The organism is Enterococcus sp. DIV0561, assembly GCF_050539875.1.
Taxonomy (GTDB): domain Bacteria; phylum Bacillota; class Bacilli; order Lactobacillales; family Enterococcaceae; genus Enterococcus; species Enterococcus faecalis.
This window is the reverse complement of sequence record NZ_CP172927.1, coordinates 1,960,836-1,981,738: the sequence shown is the minus strand read 5'-3', so window position 1 is coordinate 1,981,738 and position 20,903 is coordinate 1,960,836. Positions and strand designations below refer to the sequence as shown.

Here is a 20,903-nt window from a genome sequence, read left to right as displayed (position 1 = left end):
AAATGACCTATGTCGCCAACTCTTTTTGATTTATAACAAGAAACCCAACATATTATTAACAATATGAATAGCCATAACAAATACAAGCGAACGATTTGATTTTAAGTAAGCTGCAGATAATAAAATAGCTCCTGGCAGATAAATGAGAAAATCAAGGGGCTGTTGTGTGTGCATAAAGGTGAATAAAAAAATTGAAATTATAGTCGCACTGGCTATACCAATTGTTTCCGATAAACAATTCATTAATACTTGCCGAAAAACTAGTTCTTCAGCAATTGGCCCCACGATTGCTAAGAAAAATAGAGTAACAAGCAATGGGACTTGTGCACCAAATGAGAGAACATCTTGTTGATTAGCAATTGGATTATTACTCATGATTTTTTGAATAATAACATCGACTAAAAAAATCAGCCCCACCCATAAGAAAATGCTAAAAATACGCCAAAGAGTCTCTTCTTTAAAATAGTCGAACCCAGCAACGATTTCTTTCCAAAATAAAACTATTCCCACAATAGCAGTAATAGTTAAACCTGTTACGAGATTTGCAAAAGATGATTCTACTAAATTATTATCAAATAACAGTGAAATAGCTAATAATAATAAAGAACCAGCTTGCATTAAAACTGTGAAAAAATATACCACAATTAAACTAATTGCTCTAGTGTTTTTACGGATAAAATTCAAAAATAGTCCTCCTCAAAAATAATTAGATAATATCCTTTGTGAAAATAACAAGTTCTCAGCTTTTATACAACAAATACGCACTAGCGAAACCGCTTTATGAGTGAGATTTATCCAATTATTTTTTAAGTTCTTAAATAGTTATTAAAAAAATATCAGATAAACGTTTTCACAAAGAACGGTCAATTCGGTAAATTTTTACCTTAAAATGATACAAAATCTATAATTTGTTTCTCAAATCCTATAATTTGTTCCTTAAAAAGATATTATGAAAACGCTATTATATTTATGAAAGGAGCGAAATGAATGAAGAAGAAAAACGGGTTTTTTCAAAATGTATGGCGTTATAAGGCCTTAATTCTTATGGCGTTACCAGGATTTATCTGGTTTATATTTTTCTTCTATATACCAGTCTTAGCCAATGTGGTCGCATTTAAAGATTTTCATATTTCACCAGATGGTTTCTTAGCTAGTCTAAGAGAAAGTCCTTGGGTTGGTTTTGAAAACTTTAAATTTTTATTTGCGTCAAAAGATGCTTGGTTAATTACTAGAAATACCATTTTGTACAATGTCGTCTTTTTAGCCTTTAACTTATTCTTCGCGATTGCTTTTGCTATTATTATGAGTGAATTAAGAAATCGTCGCTTGGTTAAAGTTTATCACACGATGTCATTGCTACCATATTTCTTATCTTGGATGGTTATTAACTATTTTGTTTATGCCTTTTTAAGTCCAGATAAAGGGATTTTGAATCAATGGATTACTGGTAATGGCGGTACAATGATTAACTGGTATGCAGATCCACGTTGGTGGCCAGTAATTTTTGTCTTCCTAAATGTTTGGAAGAGTCTAGGCTACAACAGTATTATCTACTATGCTTCTGTGATGGGGATTGATCCGACATACTATGAAGCAGCGATGGTAGATGGTGCCAACAAATGGCAACAAATAAAAAATGTTACGATTCCACAAATTTTACCAATGATGTCTGTTTTATTAATTTTAAACATCGGCGGTATCTTCAGAGCAGACTTTGGTTTGTTCTACATCGTACCAAGAAATTCAGGTGCGCTTTACAACGTGACAAGTGTGTTAGATACCTATATTTACAATGGCTTAACGGCTACTGGTGATGTAGGCATGACGGCAGCTGCAGCGTTATATCAATCTGTCGTTGGGGCATGTTTATTATTAATTGCGAATTTAGTTGTTCGTCGAATTGAACCAGATTCAGCACTATTTTAGGAGGAAGGATTATGAAAAAGAAAAAAGTCACTAGCGTTAACGTTCGATCCTTCAACCCGACAGCGAATTTGATTTTCAATATTGTCATTGCTATTTTTGCTATTTCCTGTGTGGTTCCGTTTTTCTTTGTTATTATGATTTCATTGACAAGTGAAGGATCATTAGCAGCAAACGGCTACCGGTTTTGGCCAAAAGAATTTTCATTGGAGGCCTATCGTTACATTTTCCAAGGGGCAATGAGTCAACGCATTATTCATGCCTTAGGGGTAACGGTCTTCATTACGGTGACAGGGACGATTGTCAATGCAACAATGACGTCATTATATGCCTATGTCATTTCTCGTTCCAACTTTCCATTTAAAAAATTCTTTACATTGTTTGCTTTAATTACAATGTTATTTTCACCAGGGATGGTTGCGAACTATTTAGTAATGACAAACTTATTGCAATTGAAAGATACAATTTGGGCGTTAATTTTGCCTTTAGCTTTAGGACCATTTAATATTTTAGTGATGCGAACGTTTTTCAAGAAAACCGTGCCTGACAGTATTATTGAATCGGCACGTATTGATGGCGCAAGTGAAATGCGCATTTTTGTCAGCATTGTGTTACCACTAGCCGTTCCAGGGATTGCCACAATTAGTTTGTTTGCGGCTTTGGGTTATTGGAACGATTGGTTCAATGCATTACTTTACATTCAAAAAGATACCTTGGTACCATTACAGTATTTATTGATGAAAATTCAAAACAACTTAGAGTTCTTATCAAGAAGTACGGATATGGGTGCAGCAGCACAAGAAGGGTTAGGCGTTCTACCAAGTGAATCGGCTCGAATGGCGATTGTTGTCTTATCTACGTTACCAATTGCGTTAACTTACCCATTCTTCCAAAAATATTTCGTGGGTGGTTTAACAATCGGTGGCGTGAAAGAATAAAATTGTACAGGAGGAAATAAGGAATGAAAAAATGGCAAAAAGGATTAGCCGTAGCTGGCGCAGCAGCTTTAGCTGTAGGACTAAGCGCGTGCGGTAAATCTTCAAAAGATGCAGCGTCAAAAGGTGATGATAGTACACCAACGTTATTAATGTATCGTGTTGGGGACAAACCAGATAATTATGACCAATTAATCGATAATGCGAATAAAATTATCGAGAAAAAAATTGGGGCAAAATTAAAAATGGAATTTGTTGGTTGGGGCGATTGGGACCAAAAAATGTCAACAATCGTTGCTTCTGGTGAAAGCTATGATATTTCATTAGCACAAAATTATGCAACGAATGCACAAAAAGGCGCCTATGCTGATTTAACTGATTTAGCACCTAAATATGCAAAAGAAGCCTATGATCAATTGCCAGATAACTATATTAAAGGAAATACGATCAATGGAAAACTGTATGCGTTCCCAATTTTAGGTAACTCTTACGGTCAACAAGTTTTAACTTTTAATAAAGAATATGTCGATAAATACAATTTAGATATTAGTAAAGTCGATGGTAGTTATGAAAGTGCAACGGAAGTTCTAAAAGAATTCCATAAAAAAGAACCAAATATTGCTGCTTTTGCTATCGGCCAAACATTTTTTGCAACAGGTAATTATGACTTCCCTATTGGTAACCAATATCCATTTGCAGTAAAAACAACTGATACTGGTTCACCAAAAATTATTAACCAATATGCCGACAAAGACATGATTAATAACTTAAAAGTCTTACATCAATGGTATAAAGATGGCTTGATTCCAACAGATGCTGCTACAAGCACAACACCATATGACTTAAATACCAATACTTGGTTCATGCGTCAAGAAACACAAGGTCCTATGGATTATGGTGATACAATCTTAACACAAGCTGCTGGCAAACCACTTGTTTCTCGTCCACTAACAGAACCATTAAAAACAACAGCACAAGCGCAAATGGCTAACTATGTTGTTGCAAATACGTCTAAAAACAAAGAAAAAGCTGTTGAATTGCTAGGTTTATTAAACAGCAATCCAGAATTGCTAAACGGACTTGTTTATGGTGAAGAAGGCAAACAATATGAAAAAGTTGGCGATGATCGTGTGAAATTATTGAAAGATTACACACCAACAACTCATTTGAGTGCTTGGAACACAGGAAACAACTTAATCATTTGGCCAGAAGAATCTGTCACTGAAGACATGGTTAAAGAACGTGATAAGAGCATCGAAGAAGCAAAAGATTCACCAATTCTTGGTTTTACTTTTGTAAATGATAAAGTGAAAACTGAAATCACTAACGTTGCTACAGTTATGAACCGTTACGCAGCAAGCTTAAATACAGGAACTGTTGATCCAGAAGAAACACTTCCAAAATTAATGGATGACCTAAAAACAGCTGGCTGGGATAAAGTTCAAAAAGAAATGCAAACACAATTAGACGAATATATCCAATCTCAAAAATAATCACAGGAGGCTGAGGCATTAGTTGAGCGCTTTTGGCTCAGCCTTTTACATAATAGAAAGGAAGAGGAAGATGGAAAGTACAGGGATTCAGCGGTTGTTTTACCTTTCCTGGACAGTAATCAAACTAAATTTACTGTTTGTTTTATTTAGTTTAGCTGGAGGGATTATTTTTGGTGTTGGTCCAGCACTCCAAATGATGACTGATTTCATTTTGGAAGAGGGCATGAATTATCAAGCAATCACCGTTAAACGAGCATTTGAATCATGGAAAGCACATTTTAAAAGAAGTAACTGTTATTTTTTACTTTTTCTCTTCACTTTAGGATTTGTTTTTTATAATATTTATTTAGCCGTTCAATTTACCGGAATAATGTGGTTAATTATTACATTTATTTTATTTTTTGTTTCCCTAATACTCGTTATTTTTTACATTTATATGCTACTATATGAAGGAAGCTATTTTATCTCAACTATTGATTTAATGAAGCTTTCATTTATCAGTATCTTTTTAAACCTCGGTGTATTTTTTAAAGTCTTATTCGGTGTAATTAGTATCGTTGCTTTAACTTGGAAAATGAAAGGACTGCTACTATTTGCTTCGTTTGCCTTAATTATGATGTGGTGTGCCTATGTCACGCGTAAAAATCGCCAGTTTATTGATGGAAAGTTGGAACAAAATGAAGCGAATCTTCAAAAAACTGTTTAAAAAAAAATATTTATTAAATCGATTAGTACAAAAATACAGTCTACTGTTAACAAGTATTATTTTGTTAACGGTGGCTGCTTTGTGCGTTTATGTTACTTATACAATTAACTTATCAATTGATTCACAAAAAAATAACGCCGTTTCCCAAATTGACAGCTATGTAACGAATAAAAATAATGCGGCGACCAATATGATTAATGAATTAGCTGGCTCTGCAAGTAAAATTGAAAACATGCGAAAATATATGGAACTTTCTCCTCCTGAGTATTTTGACTATACGTACAGCCAATGGTCGGAAGATCGGGTCAGTACCCACTTTGGAAATAATTTAAGTACATTATTTAGCACCTTTCCTGACTTAGAAGAAGTGATTATTCGCTTAGATGAATTTGATCAGGTTTTGTTCGCCAATCGCACAGCTACAAATGGGAAAAAAATGGATATGTCATCAATTAAAAAACATGGCTTTCAACTAATGCGAATTATCTCCGATCCTTATACAGGACAACCGCTGGGAGAATTATACACTGTGTTTTCAAGTCAAGAGTTGCTAGGCAACCAAGCAGACTTATTGAAAAAATCAGGTATTAATGCGTTTATCTATGATAGTGCTGGGAATCAAATTTTTTCTGAAAAAGCGCAGTTTACCAAAGAAGAAGAGCGGCAACTAGATAAAAGAATGCACACCGATAGTGACATTCAACAGGTTTTTCATAATCGCTACGATATTACGGAAATAGAAAGCAGTGGCCGGAGTACCATTCTCTTATTAACAAGCCGCCGAGTCTTATTTCAGCAATTGTTTATGAATTATGCGGCCATTTTAGGGATTGGGTTACTTTTGATTGTTATTTTATTAGTGGGCTTAAACCGCCTGTTTAAACGCTATTCTCAACAAGTTCAATTAATTTTAGAAGCGACACGAGCCATTGGCGATGGCAATTTAAAAGAACGAATTGACACGAATCAAGTTCAGGAAGAGTTGAATGATATTGCTTCCGCGATTAATTTTATGGTAGACAGTTTAGATCAATACATTCACGATATTTATACTTTAGAAATTAAGCAACGCGATGCTCACATGAGAGCGTTACAGTCGCAAATTAATCCTCATTTTCTTTATAATACGTTGGAATATATTCGTATGTATGCCTTGAGTCGGCAACAAGAAGAACTAGCTGATGTTGTCTATGCTTTTTCAACGTTACTTAGGAATAATATTAACCAAGAAAAAACCACGACCTTGGCAGAGGAAATCTCATTTTGCGAAAAATATGTGTATTTGTATCAAATGCGTTATCCCGACCAATTTGCCTATAAGTTCGAAATAGAAGAAACAATTGCTGATGTTGAAATTCCTAAGTTCATCATTCAGCCGCTTGTCGAAAATTATTTTGTGCATGGAATTGACTATCAACGACAAGACAATGCTATCAAGGTCCACGCCTACCGAGAAGGCGAAAAAATTATTGTGGCTGTTGTGGATAATGGAAAAGGAATTACCGCCAATCGGTTAGAGGAAATTCGCGAACGTTTAAATCAAACAGAAATAGACACGGAACAGTCCATTGGATTAAGAAATGTTCATGAACGTTTACAACGCTTTTTTGGGGAGAGTTATGGTTTAACCATTGAAGGGAAAGAAGGCGAAGGGACGACAATTCGTCTTTCGTTTGTAGCATAAGGGGTGAAAAGATGTATCGAGTGATGTTTGTTGATGATGAATATATGATTTTAGAAGGCTTAAAATGGATTATTCCTTGGCAAGAGTTAGGCTTTGAAATTGTTAAAACAGCGCGTAGTGCGCAAGAAGCATTGGCTTTTTTAGAAACAGAATCCATTGATGTTTTATTAACAGATATTACGATGCCGGAAATGAGTGGGATCGAATTAATTGAGCAAGCAAAGAAAAAAGGACATCAATTTATTAGTTTAATTTTATCAGGTTATCAAGAGTTTGATTACGTCAAAAAAGGCATGGCTTTGCAGGTCCAAGATTATCTTTTGAAACCAGTCAATAAGCAAGAACTATTAGCCAATATCCAAAGAATCAAAACAGAATTGGACCAACAAAAAAAATCCCATGCCCGCGTGCGTCTATATCTAGAAAATGGCTTGATGCGTTGGCTTAATGATGAAATCAGCGAAGGGGAATACGAAGAGTTAATGCAGCAATTTACGACTATAAAACCAGGTGATTTTACCGTTTTATTGGTTGAAGCTGAGATGCCATTTTTAGAAACAATCAAGGAACTATTTATGAAAAAAGGTCAACTGTTATTCATTGAAAGTTGGATGAGTACGTACCACCAATTGTTACTTATCTATAAAGGGGCTAGACAAGAAGCGTTCTTATTTATTCGTGAAATTGAAGCGATTCTAGCTGGTCAAGGTCAGATTTTTGTAGGGGAATCTGTCAATGAATGGGAAACGGTTTATGAAAGTTATGAGAAAGTAAAACAGTTGCAAGCAATTGAAACGTTCTATCAAGAATTTCTGCCAAATAATCAAAAAGAACAAATGAATCGTTCGGCAGAAGATTTTACTTTTCTAGCGTTTAACCAAGCCTTGATGATTGGGGATATGCAGACCATTCAACGGGAATTAGATGCCATTTTCAATCAGTTAAGTCAACAACACGCTACGCCAGAATATGTACGCTATGTAGTCTTTTTACTTTTTTCAGATATTTCCCGTCAGTATCCAACTGTGTTAGAAGAAAACTATGAAAAAATCGTGGAAGAAATTCGAGCCAGCAACAATCTTAATACACTGTATGCGTTAATGCAGCAAGTCTTGGCAGAAGTGAAAAATAAACCTAAAATAAAAAAATATTCAGAAAGTGTTAGCCAAGCTGTAGAAAGAATTGAACAAGGCTATTTAGAAGAATTAAACTTAAAAACGGTGGCGGATGAGCTTCATTTGAATCCTAGTTATTTAGGCCAAATTTTCAAAAAAGAAACCAAGCGGAGTTTTTCTCAATATTTGAATCAAGTGCGTACCAAGCATGCCCAGAAATTATTATTGTACACGGATGATACAATCAACGAAATTTCAGAAAAAGTAGGATTTAACAATACCAACTACTTTTCAAAAATGTTTAAAAAATTAAATGGAATTACGCCAAAAGAATTTCGAGAGCAATACCAATCAAATTACGCAGGTGTCGAAGAATAAAAAGAAAGATGTTCAATTTTTATGAACATCTTTCTTTTTATTATTTTTCTGTACTTAATGAAAACGGTCGTTCTGCTGTGTTTTGTGGATTCGGGACAATCCCTAATTGATAATCTAAAGTCCCGCCGTTTAATAGTTCTTGATGAGTAAAATAAGGCGCAGTATGTTTTTCTTGGTTTAACTGAATTTCATGAATAAATTGTTGTTGGACTTTGTTTGGTGATGTCTGAATGGTTAATTGTTTACCATTTGATAGTTTTACTTCCGCCGTCTGGACTAAAGGCATCCCGATTACATATTCACCAGTTCCTGGTGTGACGGGATAAAAGCCTAAGCTATTAAAAATATACCAAGCAGACATGCTACCATTGTCTTCATCACCTGGATAGCCAGTTGGTGAAGCATCAAATGTTTGCATTAGTTGTTTTAAAAGTGGTTGAGCCATCTCTGGTTTGCCGATGTAGCTGAATAGAAACGGATAATGGAAACTTGGTTGATTTGAGATGGCTAATTGACCAAAATCAATTGCCGCCATTTCACTCATTTCATGAATTTCAAAACCATAGCCTTCAACGTTAAAGTTAGGCGCTTGATTGCAGAGCTGAATTAATTTTTTTTCGAAAGCTAACTCGCTACCATATAGCTTAATCAAACCTGCAAAATCTTGATAAACCGCAAAACTTGATTGCCAAGCACTTCCTTCGGCGTAATCTTTGCCCCAACGAATATCTAAAAAGTCAGGACGGAAATTACCTTCAGTATCCTTGGCTTGCATAAAGCCAGTTTCAGGATTAAAAAGTTGTTGATAATTCAAGGCTTGTTGACGATAAAACGTTGCGGTCTCTGAATCATTCAGTGTTTTTGCAACTTGCGAAATACAGAAATCGCTGTACGCATAGTCTAAGGTATGATTGACAGATTCATGATAGGTTGAAGGAACATAGCCATATTTTAGATAATCCAGAGTTCCTTGACGTCCATAATTTTCTCGTTCGCTTTGTTGTGTGGCGCCTTTTTTCATCGCTTCTAGGAACTGAGACATCAAGTCAGGACGAATCTTTTTCACGGCGGCATCAGCAATGACAGCGTCAATCAAGGTGCCGGGCATTAAACCACGCTCATCTGGAGATAACCATTTTGGCAAGAAACCTGTTTCGTTGTAACTATTTAAAAAGCCTTCTAGCATCTCTTCGTATTTTTCTTGAGCAATTAGTGAGAACAATGGGTAGACCGTTTTATAAGTATCCCAAAAGCCATTATTGGTATATAGTACACCAGGACGAACCGTTTGCGAGAACGTATCATAATGAATCGGCTGCTGATTTTCGTCCAATTCATAAAAGGTTTGCGGAAATAGGAATGTTCGATACAGTGTATGATAAAACGTTTTAGTATGTTCAGGATTTTCATGCGTTACTTTAAGGCGATCGAAATAATTATGCCAATCTGCGATTCCTTGTTGCAGCATCTCAGTAGAACGCAAAGAGATTTCTCGCGCTAAATTTAACTGCGCTTGTTTTTCAGAAATAAATGAACTACTAAAATGAACAACTTGTTGAGCAATATTTCCAAAAGAAAGAAGGATTTTGCCATCTTCACCTGAAGAAGGGGCAAACCATTTGGTTAAAGGCTGTTCAAAATGAAGCACAAAATAAAAACTAAAATCTGGATCTTCACAACCAGAATAGTTGATGACTTTTACAGCCACTTGATGGTCATCTAATTGTTTTACTTGATAACGTCCAGGCAGAGTTAGCAGTAAGTGATTATCTTTTTGTTGATAATCAATGGTTAAGATACCACCATACATGCTTGGGATTAATTGAGAAGTTATTTGATAGCGTAATTGAGTTAAGTTAATTTCGACAGGAGAAAAAAGGCTTTCTTCTGGACGATAAGAACTTTGGGCATGGAATAAAGAAAGTTCCGACAATGAACCACTGACAGGGGTCATTAATAAATGGCTAAAATCACCCATCCAAGGACTTGGTTGATGCGTTACTCGATAGCCTTGAAATGTTCGATCTTCTGGATGAAACCACCAGCTGCCTTTTTGGTCAGTTGTTTGCGGGGCGTAAAAATTCATCCCAAATGGCACGCCAGTATAGGGTAGACAATTCCCATTTGAAAAACTATGTTGGTTGGCAGTTCCGTGTCGCGTATCAATCGCTTGAATATTCATGAAAGTAGCTCCTTTGTTTTAAATGATATATCATATAGGCTGATTATAGCACAAAAAACGAGAAATGAAAGCGTATTTATTTGCTTTTTTATTTATTTTTAACGAATTGGTATATTCAATTTGGAAAGGGAATTGACAAGCATGTTACAATGGATAAGGAATCGATATTGGAGTGATTGTTATTTATTTTCTTAGTACAAAAAGTCAGCAATTTTTTGCGTATGTTTGGGCCATTTTCCCAGTCATCGCCTTTTTTTTGGTTAGTTTTTATACATTGGATTTTTTATTTTCCCCAAGCTATTTAATTATGGTGCCTGTATTTACTATTATGTTTAAAATTAACTATAAAAAAGATTATTCATTTGTAGCGCTGCTCAAAATGAGTATCAGGCAATTTGTGATCAGTTTTTTAGCATTTATAGCCAGTAGTTCCTTTAGCTGGTCTATTATTTTAAATAGTAGTGTGACATTTTTAATTGTTTATTTATTTTATTCATCTGCGACACCGATGCGGTATCATAGTTATTTGATGATGTTTACGTTTTGTCAGTTAATCCAGGTTAAAGGAAATACATTTTTGATGCAATCTCAAGTTGTGGCCTTTTTAATTGGTCTTTTTTTATTGGCTTTAACATTAAACGCTTGGTGGCAAACAGGATTAAGTCAGCTAACCAGCTTAAAGAGTAGAGGCCATGTTCGCTTTTTTAAAAGCATTCAATTAAATATGAAACAACAAAAATTGGCGGTTATTAATTTCTGGCACGACTTACAACAGACTTTTTTTGGGATCACAAGTTTCAAACAATTTTTAGAAAGTCCTGACGAAAGGGTGCAACGATTTCGTTTAGCTATTCGTATGAGTTTCACCATTACGCTGAGTTTTATTTTAATGTGGAGTGTAGGAGGCATTAAAATAATTTGGATTCCGATGAATGTTTTTCTACTCTTGCATCCAGTGAAAGCAGAAATGAACACGCGTATTAAGACACGTTTTTGGGGGACTCTTTTAGGATGTTTCCTTAGTCTGTTTGTTGTCAATTGGCTTCAATTGCCACTGACACACCTCGTTGTTTCTAGTTTGATTGGCATTTTTGTTTATGCCCTAAAACCAGGAACCGTGTTACAAGTGACAATGGCAACGATTTTTGGGTTATGTTTGGCAACAATTAGTTTACGAGGGATGTATGCCGCAGAGTTGCGGGTCTCTTTTGTATTATTGGCAATTTTTGTTGTTTGCTTAATTGATTTAGGTTTATTTGTTTATCAGCGTATCTTGCGTTTTTAAAAAGTGTGGCACAGAGGGTTATTTACCCGTTGTGCCACACTTTTTAATTTTCTAAATTCGTTAATTTTTCCAAGTAATGATTTTCTATTTGCGGAAAATCTATTTTTTCTGGTGCTGCATCAGGGGTTTCAACTACTTGCTTCAAGCGGTTGAGAACAATTGACCAACCAGCGATATCTTTATGGCGAGGTGTTGTAAAATTTTCTGGGAGAGATTCTGAAAAGACTAACAGGGTCTGATGAGGTGCTTGTTCTTTTAAGTCAAAATAGATGATACCAGTATCCCAAGTCACGCCCAGATATTTTTCCTCTGCATAATCAGTGAAAGGCATTGTTTCTTCAAAATCGGGCAGAATAAACCGCCAAAACCCGTTAACACCTAATTCACCAATCTCTAATTCTGGAAACCATTGTTTTAGCTTGTCTGTCTCAGTGAGGTAGCGCCAAATCGTTTGAGGGCTGGCTGAAATTGCCCGTTCTGTACCAAAATAAATCGTCTGGTTTTCTAAGCGAAAGGTATCTTTCATTTTGTTTCTCTCCTTTATTTATTATTCATGAAGTTCTAAAGGTAGTCCATCTGGATCAAAAAAGAAGGTCATTTTTTCACCCGTAAAATCATCTACTCGTAGCGGTTCTGTTTCAATTCCTTGCTCATTTAAAAAAGCAATCACTTCTTCAATATGTTCAACTTTAAAAGCTAAATGACGTAATCCTAAAGCTTCAGGATAAGAGGGGCGAGCGGGAAATTGATCAGAAATGAAAATTTCCAATTCTTGGCTGCCTAATTTTAAATCTAATTTAATATCGTTTTTTTCGGGACGATGATTTTCGCGAAGAACTTCAAAGCCCAACTTTTCGACATAAAAATTTTTAGTTGCTTGATAATTTGAGGCATTGATTGCCACATGATGAATTTCTTTAAAAAACATTTTTCATACTCCTTTTCGTTTTTTCCCTCTGTAGTATAGCAATAAAGAAGCAGCTAAAAAAGCGTTCTGTTTGACTCTTTAAGAAAAGACAAGGGATTTGTAAAAAAATAAAATTATTTTTTCGAAAGAAAGCGCTTGCCAAAAAAAGAATAATCGAGTATGATGTATATACAACTTAATTGTATATACAAGTTTGAGAGGAGAATGTAAAATGGGTAAGTTTCAAAGCGATGCACAGCAGTTGTTGAAAGCAGTAGGAGGCAAAGAAAATATTTCAGCTGTTTCTCATTGTGTAACTCGAATGCGTTTTGTATTAAAAGATCCAAAAAAAGCGGATGTACCTGTGATTGAAGATATTCCTTCTGTAAAAGGAACCTTTACAAATGCTGGACAGTTTCAAGTAATTATTGGGAATGAAGTCCCACAATTTTATAATGATTTTTCTGCAATTTCCGGTTTAGAAGGGGTTTCAAAAGAAGAAGGGAAAGCAGCTGCCAAAAGTAATTTGAGTCCTGTTCAACGAGTTGTTTCTGTTTTAGCTGAGATTTTTACACCATTGATTCCTGCACTTGTTATCGGGGGATTGATTTTAGGATTCCGCAACATTTTGGAAGGGGTTCCATTTGGCTTTCTTGATGGTCAAACAATCGTGGAAGTTTCTCAATTTTGGAATGGAGTCAATTCATTCTTATGGTTAATCGGCGAAGCAATTTTCCACTTCTTGCCAGTTGGGATTACGTGGAGTATTACGAAGAAAATGGGAACCACACAAATTTTGGGGATTGTCCTAGGGATTACATTAGTCTCACCACAACTTCTGAATGCTTATTCAGTTGCGACGACTAAAGCAGCAGAAATTCCTTTCTGGGATTTTGGGTTTGCTCAAGTTAACATGATTGGTTATCAAGCGCAAGTTATCCCAGCCATGTTAGCCGGCTTCTTACTTGCCTATCTTGAAATTTTCTTTAGAAAAGTGATTCCTCAAGCAATTTCAATGATTTTTGTCCCATTGTTTGCTTTAGTACCAACAGTATTGGCTGCACATGTCATTTTAGGACCAATCGGTTGGACGATTGGTAGTTGGGTTTCTGATATCGTAAATGCAGGATTAACGTCAACATTTAATTGGTTATTTGGCGCCGTCTTTGGCTTTATGTACGCACCATTAGTCATCACTGGGTTGCATCATATGAGTAATGCGATTGATTTACAGTTGATTGCTGACTTTCAGTCAACCAACTTATGGCCAATGATTGCTCTATCAAATATTGCACAAGGTTCAGCGGTTTTAGCAGTTATCTTTATGCATCGTGGAAACAAAAAAGAAGAACAAGTTTCGATTCCAGCAATGATTTCTTGTTACCTAGGTGTGACTGAACCAGCGATGTTTGGGATCAACTTAAAATATGTTTATCCATTTGTTGCGGGCATGATTGGTTCGGCAATGGCCGGAATGTTTGCCACTTTAATGGGCGTTCGTGCGACAAGTATCGGCGTCGGTGGCTTGCCAGGAATTTTATCTATTGTGCCACAATATTACTTGCCGTTTTTAGTCGCAATGGTGATTGCGATTATCGTACCAATGGGCTTAACTTATATTTTCAGAAAGAAAGGCATCTTTAATAAAGTCGATCCAGTTGATGAAGCAACAGGGATGTTATACAGCGAAGAAGGGTAATCGCTTTTTGAAGTTAAGAAGAATTCGTAGACATTTGTCTACGAATTCTTCTTCTTTTTATAGAAACTATTGGCTTTTTTCTCTCTTTCAGTTAGACTAAAAAGGTTGAGAAAAGGAGAGCGTAAAAATGGATATTTATTTAAAAAAAGCAATTTTACACATTATTGATCGAGAAACTGGGACGCCGGTTTTCTCTGAAAAGGAACTAGATTTAACCACTGAGTATATTCGAACGTATTTAACTGCAAAAATTTCAAAACTTTCGACTGCACAAACAAAGACTGGAACATTGGCGGAAAATAGTTCCTTTGTTGACACGTTACGTGGGATTCCTAGTGATTTTGTGAAGAAAAGCCAAGAAGTTACCCAACATTGGTATGATGTTTATTCAGGAAGCGAAGATGCGCCTAGTGCTGATATTTTGTTCATTTTATATGAATTAGATACGGTATTACATGTCGCAATGATTAAATTAAACTATAAAGAAAGTTACACGCATTACGTCGACTATGAAGAAGAATCCGTTTATAACAAACTGATTATCAACCGAGCAATTTTGTCTTCAAAATCACAAAAACCAGATGAAGGGATTACGGTTGACTTAGATACATTAGCGTTTGAATTACTAGAGAAAAGATATGAATTTTCAGGAGAAAAAATCTGGTATTTCTCTGAAAAAGTGATTGAGACGCAAGCGGCACCTTCCATGGAAGAAAATATCAAAGAAATTAAAAAAGCAGTCAAACGCATTGGAAAGAAATTTAACGAAGATGAGTTTGAACTAATGGCTTCTGTAAAAGAAGCGGTATATGATAGCATTGAGGAAACGGGAACGATTGACAATGAGCAGATTGCTGAGCAAGTGTTTAAAGAAAATGTATCAGCTAAATTAGCTTACCAAGAAGAAGTGAATGAGTCGAAGTTTGTCGACAAAACACCGCCAGTCAGAGAATCTCGCGAAATTTCTGAAAAGAAATTTGGCAAACAAAAGTTAAAAATGGATAATGGTATTGAATTAATTGTCCCATTAGATGTTTATCGCAATGGCGATTTAATTGAATTCGTCAATAATCCAGATGGCACAGTGTCCATCATGCTAAAAAATATCGAAAAAATTAGTAATCAATTATAAAGAAAAAACCGTTGGCAATCGACCAACGGTTTTTTCTTTATTTTAATTTTTCTAAAGCTTTTTCAGGGACTTCTTTTTCTGTCACTTCATTCCAGCTGATCACGCCTTTACGAGGATTGACTTTCAATTTTAGATAGGCTTTCATACGTAAAGGTTGATCGCGGTATTCGTTTAATTCCACGGTCTTTTCTTCGCCGTTTTTATTAAACGCAGGTTGTTGATAGTAATACATGGTCGTCGGTTCACCAGAATCTGATTTTTCATCTTTCTTTTCACCAGATGTGGTGATTTGTGTATAATAGGCTTCTCCGCCGTAATAGTAATTATAAACGCCCCAGCTACCCCCGGCTAAAATGACTAAGGGGATTAATATTTTTAGTAATGTTTTCATTTTCCTCACCTCAAGGAATAGTATGCCTTTTTTTTAGAAAATTTGCCATATTTTTTTCCGTTAATTGAGTGACACTTTTGTTAGTTTTGGTACTTTCTTGAAAAATTCATCATTTTTTTAAACAAAAGACAACGTTTGTCGCTCCCTTTTTTTCACTATCATGCTACAATAAAGAAAAAAAGATGGAGGTAGAGGACAATGATGCCCTTTTATTTTGGAATCGATCCAACCTATATATTGGTAATTATCGGAATTGCGATTTCTGGTGCGGCCTCCGCATATGTTAACAGTACCTTTCGTAAATATGATCAAGTACGAAGTAGTAAACATGTTACAGGCACGCAGGCAGCACAATATATTTTACAAAAAGAACAAATTAATGATGTTGGAGTTCAGCAAATTGCGGGTGATTTAACCGACAATTATAATTCTGGAAACAAAATGTTGAGCTTATCCGAAGCCACTGCTCAATCGACATCGGTCGCGGCTATTGGCGTGGCGGCTCATGAATGCGGACATGCGGTACAAGATCATACGAACTATGTGCCTTTACGTCTTCGTGCAGCCATTGTTCCAGTTGCCAACATTGGCTCAACCATCTCCTTTCCACTAATTTTGATTGGTGTATTATTTAGTTGGAATCAAACGTTAATCAACATTGGAATTTTGGCTTTTTCATTAGCCTTGATTTTTCAATTGGTGACCTTACCGGTGGAGTTTAATGCGTCTAGACGTGCATTAAGTATTCTTTCTGAAGGTGGGTTATTAACAGAAGAAGAAGTCCCTATGGCCAGAAAAGTTCTTTTTGCAGCTGCACTTACCTACGTAGCAGCGGCGCTTTCGACCTTTTTACAACTTTTACGTTTGGTTATTTTATTTGGTGGCAATAACCGACGAGACTAAGTGCTAGTAAAGGTCTTTCTATTACGCATAAAAGTAATAATATGTTATGATTAAAGTAGAAAATAACAGAGGAGCTGAAGGAAATGAAAGCATCAACAAAAATTGGTATCGGTTTAAGCATTGCTGCAGTTGCAAGTGTCTCTGTTGCAGTCATCGCTTCTGAAAAAATTATTAAGAAGGTATCTCATGTTTCCAATCGTTATAAAGTTAAAAAGTTTGTAGACGATAAATTTGATGGAAACCAAAAATTATTATCGATTGTCGATGATTTATCCGATGATGAATTAGATTCTGTTTTAAATGTTGTTGATCGTGTGAAAGATGGCGGTTCAAAATTAGCTGAATATGGCGAAAAAGTTAAAGACAATACAGATTCTTTAAAAGAACGCTTTTTCACATTTATTGAAGATGCAATGAAGTAAAAAAGATGGCCTAGGCCATCTTTTTTTTATAAAAATAATTCTTTTGTTTCAACATAATAGCCTCTGCCACCAACTAGAACTTGATCAATTTTCTTTTGGGATGTAGTGTTCAAACGCACTAAGACTTCTGAAGGAGCGTTTAAGGTATAACCTTGGGCAAAGGTGTAATTGGTTTTTTGTAAAATTTGGTGATGGTACAGATAACAAGCTAACGCACCGTTTGATGTACCAGTAGCGGCTTCTTCATCGATGTCATAAAGGGGCGCAAAATTCCTACAAATGATATTTTCTTCAGACAAAGCAAAAAGATGCATCCCGATAACTCCGTACTTTTGACTAAGTAACTTAATTTTTTCAAAGTTTGGTTGTAAATCCTGTAATAATTGCGCATTTTTAATGGGAACCAAAATATCTTTTAGACCCGTTGACACAATCTGGATAGGAAAAGCAGTTGCCACTGCGTTTAAATCAAAGCAGCCGCTCAATTCTTCTAAAGTGAGCGTATCATAAAAAGTTGGGACAGTTTGTTCCATAAATAGTTGTTCATCGTTCGCCGTGATTGCGAGCAAACCGCTGTTCGTTTCGATTGTATATGCTGTTTGCAATAATTTATTTAAGTGCTTCATGATGGTGAAAGCGCCAATTGTCGCGTGGCCACATAAGTCGACTTCTTCTTTTGGTGTAAAATATTCAAGTCGGAAATCAGCAACCTTTGAGTCTGAAATAAAAGCAGTTTCTGCAAATCCTAGTTCTTTAGCGATGGCCATTTTTTGGGTTCTCGTTAAGGGCTGTGTCATAAAAACAACGCCTGCTTTGTTGCCACCTTCGTGGTTTTTACTAAACGCACTAGCGACATATGCGGTAATTTTCATTGGAACGCCTACTTTCTAATTGGGAATAAAAAACATACGAGTAAAAAACGGATGTACTACTTTCTTAATAACAAATAACAAAAGATTAAATCATCCATTTTTTTTAAAGATAAGCCAGTTTGTTCAAAAAACTTTTCCAAACGATAGTGTAAAGTATTTCGATGCATAAATAAATCTTTTGCAGTGGAGCTAATATTGCCTTGATTTTTCCACAAAGCGCTGATGATTGGCTGAATATCGGTGTCTTTATTTAATAAACGACGATAATACTCAACAAGTACATTTTGGCTCATGGCTTCTTTGGTAAAATAGTGGAGGGCGACATCGGTTAAACTAAAAACAGTCGTCCGACTAGAGGAATTAAGTTCTTCTGAAAAAATACGTTGTTCTTCATGGAAACAACGCCGGAGAATGTCTTCAGAGGAATAAAAATTGCCAACAAATACAGCGCTAGTGCAATCAAAGTCTGTATCTAATGTTAAAAAGATCCCTTGAATTTCTTCTTGTTGAAAGGTATTTTTTGACTGTTCTTCAACTAAAATATACATATTATTACTTGGACTGAAACAATCAACTGTATCTGGAAACATCTTTGTTAAATTAAATTGCCATTCAGCTTGTAATTCTTTTGTGACATTCGTCTGAATTTGCAACATACGAAAGGTCCCTTCGGCAGGTAATTTTGCCTGTTGAAATAAGTAACTGAACCAAGGATGGTTACCAGTAATGGTTGGGTTTTCAGAAATCGGGAAAAGCGCTTCCAACAAATGCTGTTCTTTAATACTTAAGAAAGCTTTATTCACAATGAAAAATTGGTCGTCAACAGGAATTGAATAGGTGGCTTCGGAACCAATTGTTTTTGATAAATAGCCTTTGGGATAAAGCTGAGATAAATTTTCAATAATCATAGACACACCTCACTGATTTATTGTACCATGAAGCAAGACAGAAGTTTAGTGGGAAAAAGCCGAAAGGTGGAAATTAATTGGGAAAAAAAGAAACAACGTTAACACAAGAAGAAAAAGAATTTTTTATGCGAGAAGCCATTGCAGAAGCGAAAAAAGCAGAAGGTTTGGCTGAGGTGCCTATTGGAGCTGTAATTGTTCGGCAAGGGGAAATTATTGGCCGCGGGCATAATCTGAGAGAAGCACGGCAAGAAGCAACGGCGCATGCAGAAATGTATGCAATCCAAGAAGCGTGTCGCGGGATAGAAAATTGGCGTCTAGAAGAAACCCAATTATTTGTAACTTTAGAGCCTTGTCCAATGTGTAGTGGGGCGATGCTTTTAGCACGAATTCCAGAAGTTTATTATGGCGCAACTGATCCTAAAGCAGGCACTGCTGGGACTTTGATGAATTTATTAGAAGATGAACGCTTCAATCATGTGGCCTATGTCGAAGCAGGCGTTTTAGAAGAAGAGTGTCGCTTATTGCTAGTTCAGTTCTTTAAAAAGTTACGGGCAAAGAAAAAAGAAGAGAAACTTTTAAAAAATCAAAAGAAAGACTAGTCAAAAGAATAAAAATACGTTATACTAGGTTTTGCCGAAAGGCTAGGACAATGGCGGGCTAGTGAATTGTGTCAGATCCGGAAGGAAGCAGCACTAAGCAAGTGCCGCCATGTGTCTGAATTATAGTTGATACCAAAGGCTTTAAGCCTTTTTTTATTTGTTTTGAATTAAAAAGGGGCAATATTACTTGCCATATTTATTTAGAACTTCTATCAGATTTGTTTTAACTTTTTTTGTTACATGAGTATAAATTTTTAAAGTTGTGTCCGTGTCAACGTGGCCTACACGTTCCATTATTGTTTTAGCGGGTACATTTAATTCTGCAAGTAATGAAATATGTGAATATCTAAAAATATGGCTTGATATAGTTTTGTTTATTTTTACCTAGCCTTTCATTAGCTTTCTTTAGAGAGGCATTAAATGAATTCACTTGAATTGGTTTGCCCGTTTTGCCAACAAATAGATAATTTGTTGGCTCTTTGAATTTTATTTCTTTTTCTAAAATTAACTCTTCGATTATTTCGACTGCTCCGTAAATACCACTAGCATTATGGTATTTGTGGAGCAGTATACATAAAAAAACATAAGTAATATGTTCTACTCTCTAAGGGAAGCATGCGCTCAGCTACATTTGGTAAGATACATTCGGGAGTATGGATATTGTTAAAATGACAATGGATTATTTTTTGCTGCGCATTCAAATATCTAAAAATTATGTTGTTGCATTAGACTTTGAATATGGAGTTTTAGCAAATGTTTCAGATGGTTATAAGTTCAGGTTTCGAAAATGGAACAAATATAGAAACAATTTTGAACGCTATGCGCCTAGCTAAACCAGTATGATGTAACATTAGAATTATTGGATGATTGTAGGTGGTATCTCAATTTGTCAATCCACATCCACTAGATGGCAAAGTAGACTTAACAGTTTTATTTGTAATAGTTATACAGATACTGATAAACTAGAATCTAATAAAGTATTGACAGATACAGAAACCGAAAAAACATCGAATTCCTATATAAAAGTTGGTGATATAATCAAAATGAAATTTAATATTGATGTATAGGTTACTGGTAAATTTATTCCAGAGTAGATAAAAGAGAATAGTTACGAGGTACAAGAAGTAACAAAAAGTAACAAGAGGCACGGAGTATTGCTTGAAGGTACCTTATCATAGATTGGTAAAAGTGACGTTGAATTGTTGTCAGACGTAATAACCACCTAGACAAACAATTAGAAGCAATGTTTTTGGTTGAATACGGCGTAAAATTATCCGATATTGCATATTAATGTAGTGCAGATTATAAATACTTAATTTAATTAAATGGATTAGCAAATCCTAATTCCAAGCATTGCAGCATTAAAAGT

The 20,903-nt window shown here is 35.6% G+C and carries 20 protein-coding genes and 1 other RNA gene; 13 read left to right on the top strand and 8 right to left on the bottom strand.

Going from position 1 to position 20,903, the window contains the following annotated elements; all coding sequences use genetic code 11:
* Positions 1-30: 30 nt before the first annotated feature.
* Entirely contained in the window at positions 31-618 is a 588-nt protein-coding gene (locus tag IGM13_RS09600; RefSeq protein ID WP_002419528.1) for a CPBP family intramembrane glutamic endopeptidase, read from the bottom strand.
* A gap of 369 nt (positions 619-987) precedes the next feature.
* Between IGM13_RS09600 and IGM13_RS09595 the strand changes: the two genes are divergently transcribed.
* The 6 genes from IGM13_RS09595 to IGM13_RS09570 all read left to right on the top strand — a co-directional run bounded on the left by IGM13_RS09595 (position 988) and on the right by IGM13_RS09570 (position 8,234).
* Entirely contained in the window at positions 988-1,926 is a 939-nt protein-coding gene (locus IGM13_RS09595; RefSeq protein WP_002389270.1) for an ABC transporter permease, read from the top strand.
* Between the two features lie 11 nt (positions 1,927-1,937).
* On the top strand, positions 1,938-2,861 hold the full coding sequence (locus IGM13_RS09590) for a carbohydrate ABC transporter permease (protein ID WP_002359877.1): 924 nt from the start codon (positions 1,938-1,940) through the stop codon (positions 2,859-2,861).
* Positions 2,862-2,884: 23 nt separating this feature from the next.
* Positions 2,885-4,351 (top strand): ABC transporter substrate-binding protein, encoded by a 1,467-nt coding sequence (locus tag IGM13_RS09585; RefSeq protein WP_002369012.1) that lies wholly within the window; start codon positions 2,885-2,887, stop codon positions 4,349-4,351.
* Positions 4,352-4,421: 70 nt separating this feature from the next.
* Positions 4,422-5,057 carry a YesL family protein gene (locus tag IGM13_RS09580; protein WP_002362905.1) on the top strand — a complete coding sequence of 212 codons (636 nt, stop codon included), beginning with the start codon at positions 4,422-4,424 and terminating at the stop codon, positions 5,055-5,057.
* A complete protein-coding gene (locus IGM13_RS09575; protein ID WP_002387241.1) occupies positions 5,011-6,741 on the top strand; it encodes a sensor histidine kinase in 1,731 nt (576 codons plus the stop codon). The genes IGM13_RS09580 and IGM13_RS09575 overlap by 47 nt, the downstream gene beginning before the upstream one ends.
* A gap of 11 nt (positions 6,742-6,752) precedes the next feature.
* A complete protein-coding gene (locus IGM13_RS09570) occupies positions 6,753-8,234 on the top strand; it encodes a response regulator transcription factor (protein ID WP_002356858.1) in 1,482 nt (493 codons plus the stop codon).
* A 40-nt stretch (positions 8,235-8,274) separates the two neighbouring features.
* Here IGM13_RS09570 and IGM13_RS09565 read toward each other — a convergent pair whose 3' ends face one another.
* Complete coding sequence (locus tag IGM13_RS09565) at positions 8,275-10,416, bottom strand: GH92 family glycosyl hydrolase (protein WP_002419529.1); 2,142 nt, start codon at positions 10,414-10,416, stop codon at positions 8,275-8,277.
* Positions 10,417-10,588: 172 nt separating this feature from the next.
* Here IGM13_RS09565 and IGM13_RS09560 point away from each other — a divergent pair, with 172 nt between their 5' ends.
* Complete coding sequence (locus IGM13_RS09560) at positions 10,589-11,701, top strand: FUSC family protein (protein WP_002419531.1); 1,113 nt, start codon at positions 10,589-10,591, stop codon at positions 11,699-11,701.
* Positions 11,702-11,744: 43 nt separating this feature from the next.
* Here the strand turns inward: IGM13_RS09560 and IGM13_RS09555 are convergent, their stop codons facing one another.
* Together IGM13_RS09555 and gloA2 are read right to left on the bottom strand one after the other, a co-directional pair.
* The gene (locus IGM13_RS09555; RefSeq protein WP_002356863.1) at positions 11,745-12,227 is read right to left on the bottom strand and encodes an SRPBCC family protein; all 483 of its coding nucleotides are present in this window, start codon (positions 12,225-12,227) and stop codon (positions 11,745-11,747) included.
* Positions 12,228-12,248: 21 nt separating this feature from the next.
* Entirely contained in the window at positions 12,249-12,629 is a 381-nt protein-coding gene (gloA2, locus tag IGM13_RS09550) for an SMU1112c/YaeR family gloxylase I-like metalloprotein (protein WP_002356864.1), read from the bottom strand.
* 211 nt (positions 12,630-12,840) lie between these two features.
* On the opposite strand from gloA2, the gene treP reads away from it, so the two are divergent.
* Positions 12,841-14,307 (top strand): PTS system trehalose-specific EIIBC component, encoded by a 1,467-nt coding sequence (treP, locus tag IGM13_RS09545; RefSeq protein WP_048945211.1) that lies wholly within the window; start codon positions 12,841-12,843, stop codon positions 14,305-14,307.
* A 127-nt stretch (positions 14,308-14,434) separates the two neighbouring features.
* Positions 14,435-15,439, top strand: coding sequence for a nucleoid-associated protein (locus IGM13_RS09540; protein WP_002356866.1), 1,005 nt, complete (start codon positions 14,435-14,437; stop codon positions 15,437-15,439).
* Between the two features lie 37 nt (positions 15,440-15,476).
* On the opposite strand, the gene IGM13_RS09535 is transcribed toward IGM13_RS09540, so the two are convergent.
* A complete protein-coding gene (locus IGM13_RS09535; protein ID WP_002398569.1) occupies positions 15,477-15,830 on the bottom strand; it encodes a YxeA family protein in 354 nt (117 codons plus the stop codon).
* 198 nt (positions 15,831-16,028) lie between these two features.
* On the opposite strand from IGM13_RS09535, the gene IGM13_RS09530 reads away from it, so the two are divergent.
* Both IGM13_RS09530 and IGM13_RS09525 read left to right on the top strand, forming a co-directional pair.
* Entirely contained in the window at positions 16,029-16,733 is a 705-nt protein-coding gene (locus IGM13_RS09530; protein ID WP_002384290.1) for a zinc metallopeptidase, read from the top strand.
* Between the two features lie 83 nt (positions 16,734-16,816).
* Complete coding sequence (locus IGM13_RS09525; RefSeq protein WP_002356871.1) at positions 16,817-17,155, top strand: hypothetical protein; 339 nt, start codon at positions 16,817-16,819, stop codon at positions 17,153-17,155.
* A gap of 26 nt (positions 17,156-17,181) precedes the next feature.
* Here the strand turns inward: IGM13_RS09525 and IGM13_RS09520 are convergent, their stop codons facing one another.
* Positions 17,182-18,027, bottom strand: coding sequence for a PhzF family phenazine biosynthesis protein (locus IGM13_RS09520; RefSeq protein ID WP_002419533.1), 846 nt, complete (start codon positions 18,025-18,027; stop codon positions 17,182-17,184).
* 56 nt (positions 18,028-18,083) lie between these two features.
* Entirely contained in the window at positions 18,084-18,935 is an 852-nt protein-coding gene (locus tag IGM13_RS09515) for a PucR family transcriptional regulator (protein ID WP_002383772.1), read from the bottom strand.
* A 77-nt stretch (positions 18,936-19,012) separates the two neighbouring features.
* Between IGM13_RS09515 and tadA the strand changes: the two genes are divergently transcribed.
* Together tadA and ffs are read left to right on the top strand one after the other, a co-directional pair.
* The gene (tadA, locus tag IGM13_RS09510; protein WP_002362126.1) at positions 19,013-19,534 is read left to right on the top strand and encodes a tRNA adenosine(34) deaminase TadA; all 522 of its coding nucleotides are present in this window, start codon (positions 19,013-19,015) and stop codon (positions 19,532-19,534) included.
* A 37-nt stretch (positions 19,535-19,571) separates the two neighbouring features.
* Positions 19,572-19,668, top strand: an RNA gene (gene ffs / locus IGM13_RS09505) — signal recognition particle sRNA small type.
* Between the two features lie 49 nt (positions 19,669-19,717).
* On the opposite strand, the gene IGM13_RS09500 is transcribed toward ffs, so the two are convergent.
* Complete coding sequence (locus IGM13_RS09500) at positions 19,718-19,870, bottom strand: hypothetical protein (RefSeq protein ID WP_229202735.1); 153 nt, start codon at positions 19,868-19,870, stop codon at positions 19,718-19,720.
* Between the last annotated feature and the right edge of the window lie 1,033 nt (positions 19,871-20,903).

Coding starts and splice junctions, on each gene's coding strand:
- IGM13_RS09600 (WP_002419528.1), bottom strand. CDS start 618: ATGCAAGCTGGTTCTTTATTATTATTAGCTATTTCACTGTTATTTGAT.
- IGM13_RS09595 (WP_002389270.1), top strand. CDS start 988: ATGAAGAAGAAAAACGGGTTTTTTCAAAATGTATGGCGTTATAAGGCC.
- IGM13_RS09590 (WP_002359877.1), top strand. CDS start 1,938: ATGAAAAAGAAAAAAGTCACTAGCGTTAACGTTCGATCCTTCAACCCG.
- IGM13_RS09585 (WP_002369012.1), top strand. CDS start 2,885: ATGAAAAAATGGCAAAAAGGATTAGCCGTAGCTGGCGCAGCAGCTTTA.
- IGM13_RS09580 (WP_002362905.1), top strand. CDS start 4,422: ATGGAAAGTACAGGGATTCAGCGGTTGTTTTACCTTTCCTGGACAGTA.
- IGM13_RS09575 (WP_002387241.1), top strand. CDS start 5,011: ATGGAAAGTTGGAACAAAATGAAGCGAATCTTCAAAAAACTGTTTAAA.
- IGM13_RS09570 (WP_002356858.1), top strand. CDS start 6,753: ATGTATCGAGTGATGTTTGTTGATGATGAATATATGATTTTAGAAGGC.
- IGM13_RS09565 (WP_002419529.1), bottom strand. CDS start 10,416: ATGAATATTCAAGCGATTGATACGCGACACGGAACTGCCAACCAACAT.
- IGM13_RS09555 (WP_002356863.1), bottom strand. CDS start 12,227: ATGAAAGATACCTTTCGCTTAGAAAACCAGACGATTTATTTTGGTACA.
- gloA2 (WP_002356864.1), bottom strand. CDS start 12,629: ATGTTTTTTAAAGAAATTCATCATGTGGCAATCAATGCCTCAAATTAT.
- treP (WP_048945211.1), top strand. CDS start 12,841: ATGGGTAAGTTTCAAAGCGATGCACAGCAGTTGTTGAAAGCAGTAGGA.
- IGM13_RS09540 (WP_002356866.1), top strand. CDS start 14,435: ATGGATATTTATTTAAAAAAAGCAATTTTACACATTATTGATCGAGAA.
- IGM13_RS09535 (WP_002398569.1), bottom strand. CDS start 15,830: ATGAAAACATTACTAAAAATATTAATCCCCTTAGTCATTTTAGCCGGG.
- IGM13_RS09530 (WP_002384290.1), top strand. CDS start 16,029: ATGATGCCCTTTTATTTTGGAATCGATCCAACCTATATATTGGTAATT.
- IGM13_RS09525 (WP_002356871.1), top strand. CDS start 16,817: ATGAAAGCATCAACAAAAATTGGTATCGGTTTAAGCATTGCTGCAGTT.
- IGM13_RS09520 (WP_002419533.1), bottom strand. CDS start 18,027: ATGAAAATTACCGCATATGTCGCTAGTGCGTTTAGTAAAAACCACGAA.
- IGM13_RS09515 (WP_002383772.1), bottom strand. CDS start 18,935: ATGATTATTGAAAATTTATCTCAGCTTTATCCCAAAGGCTATTTATCA.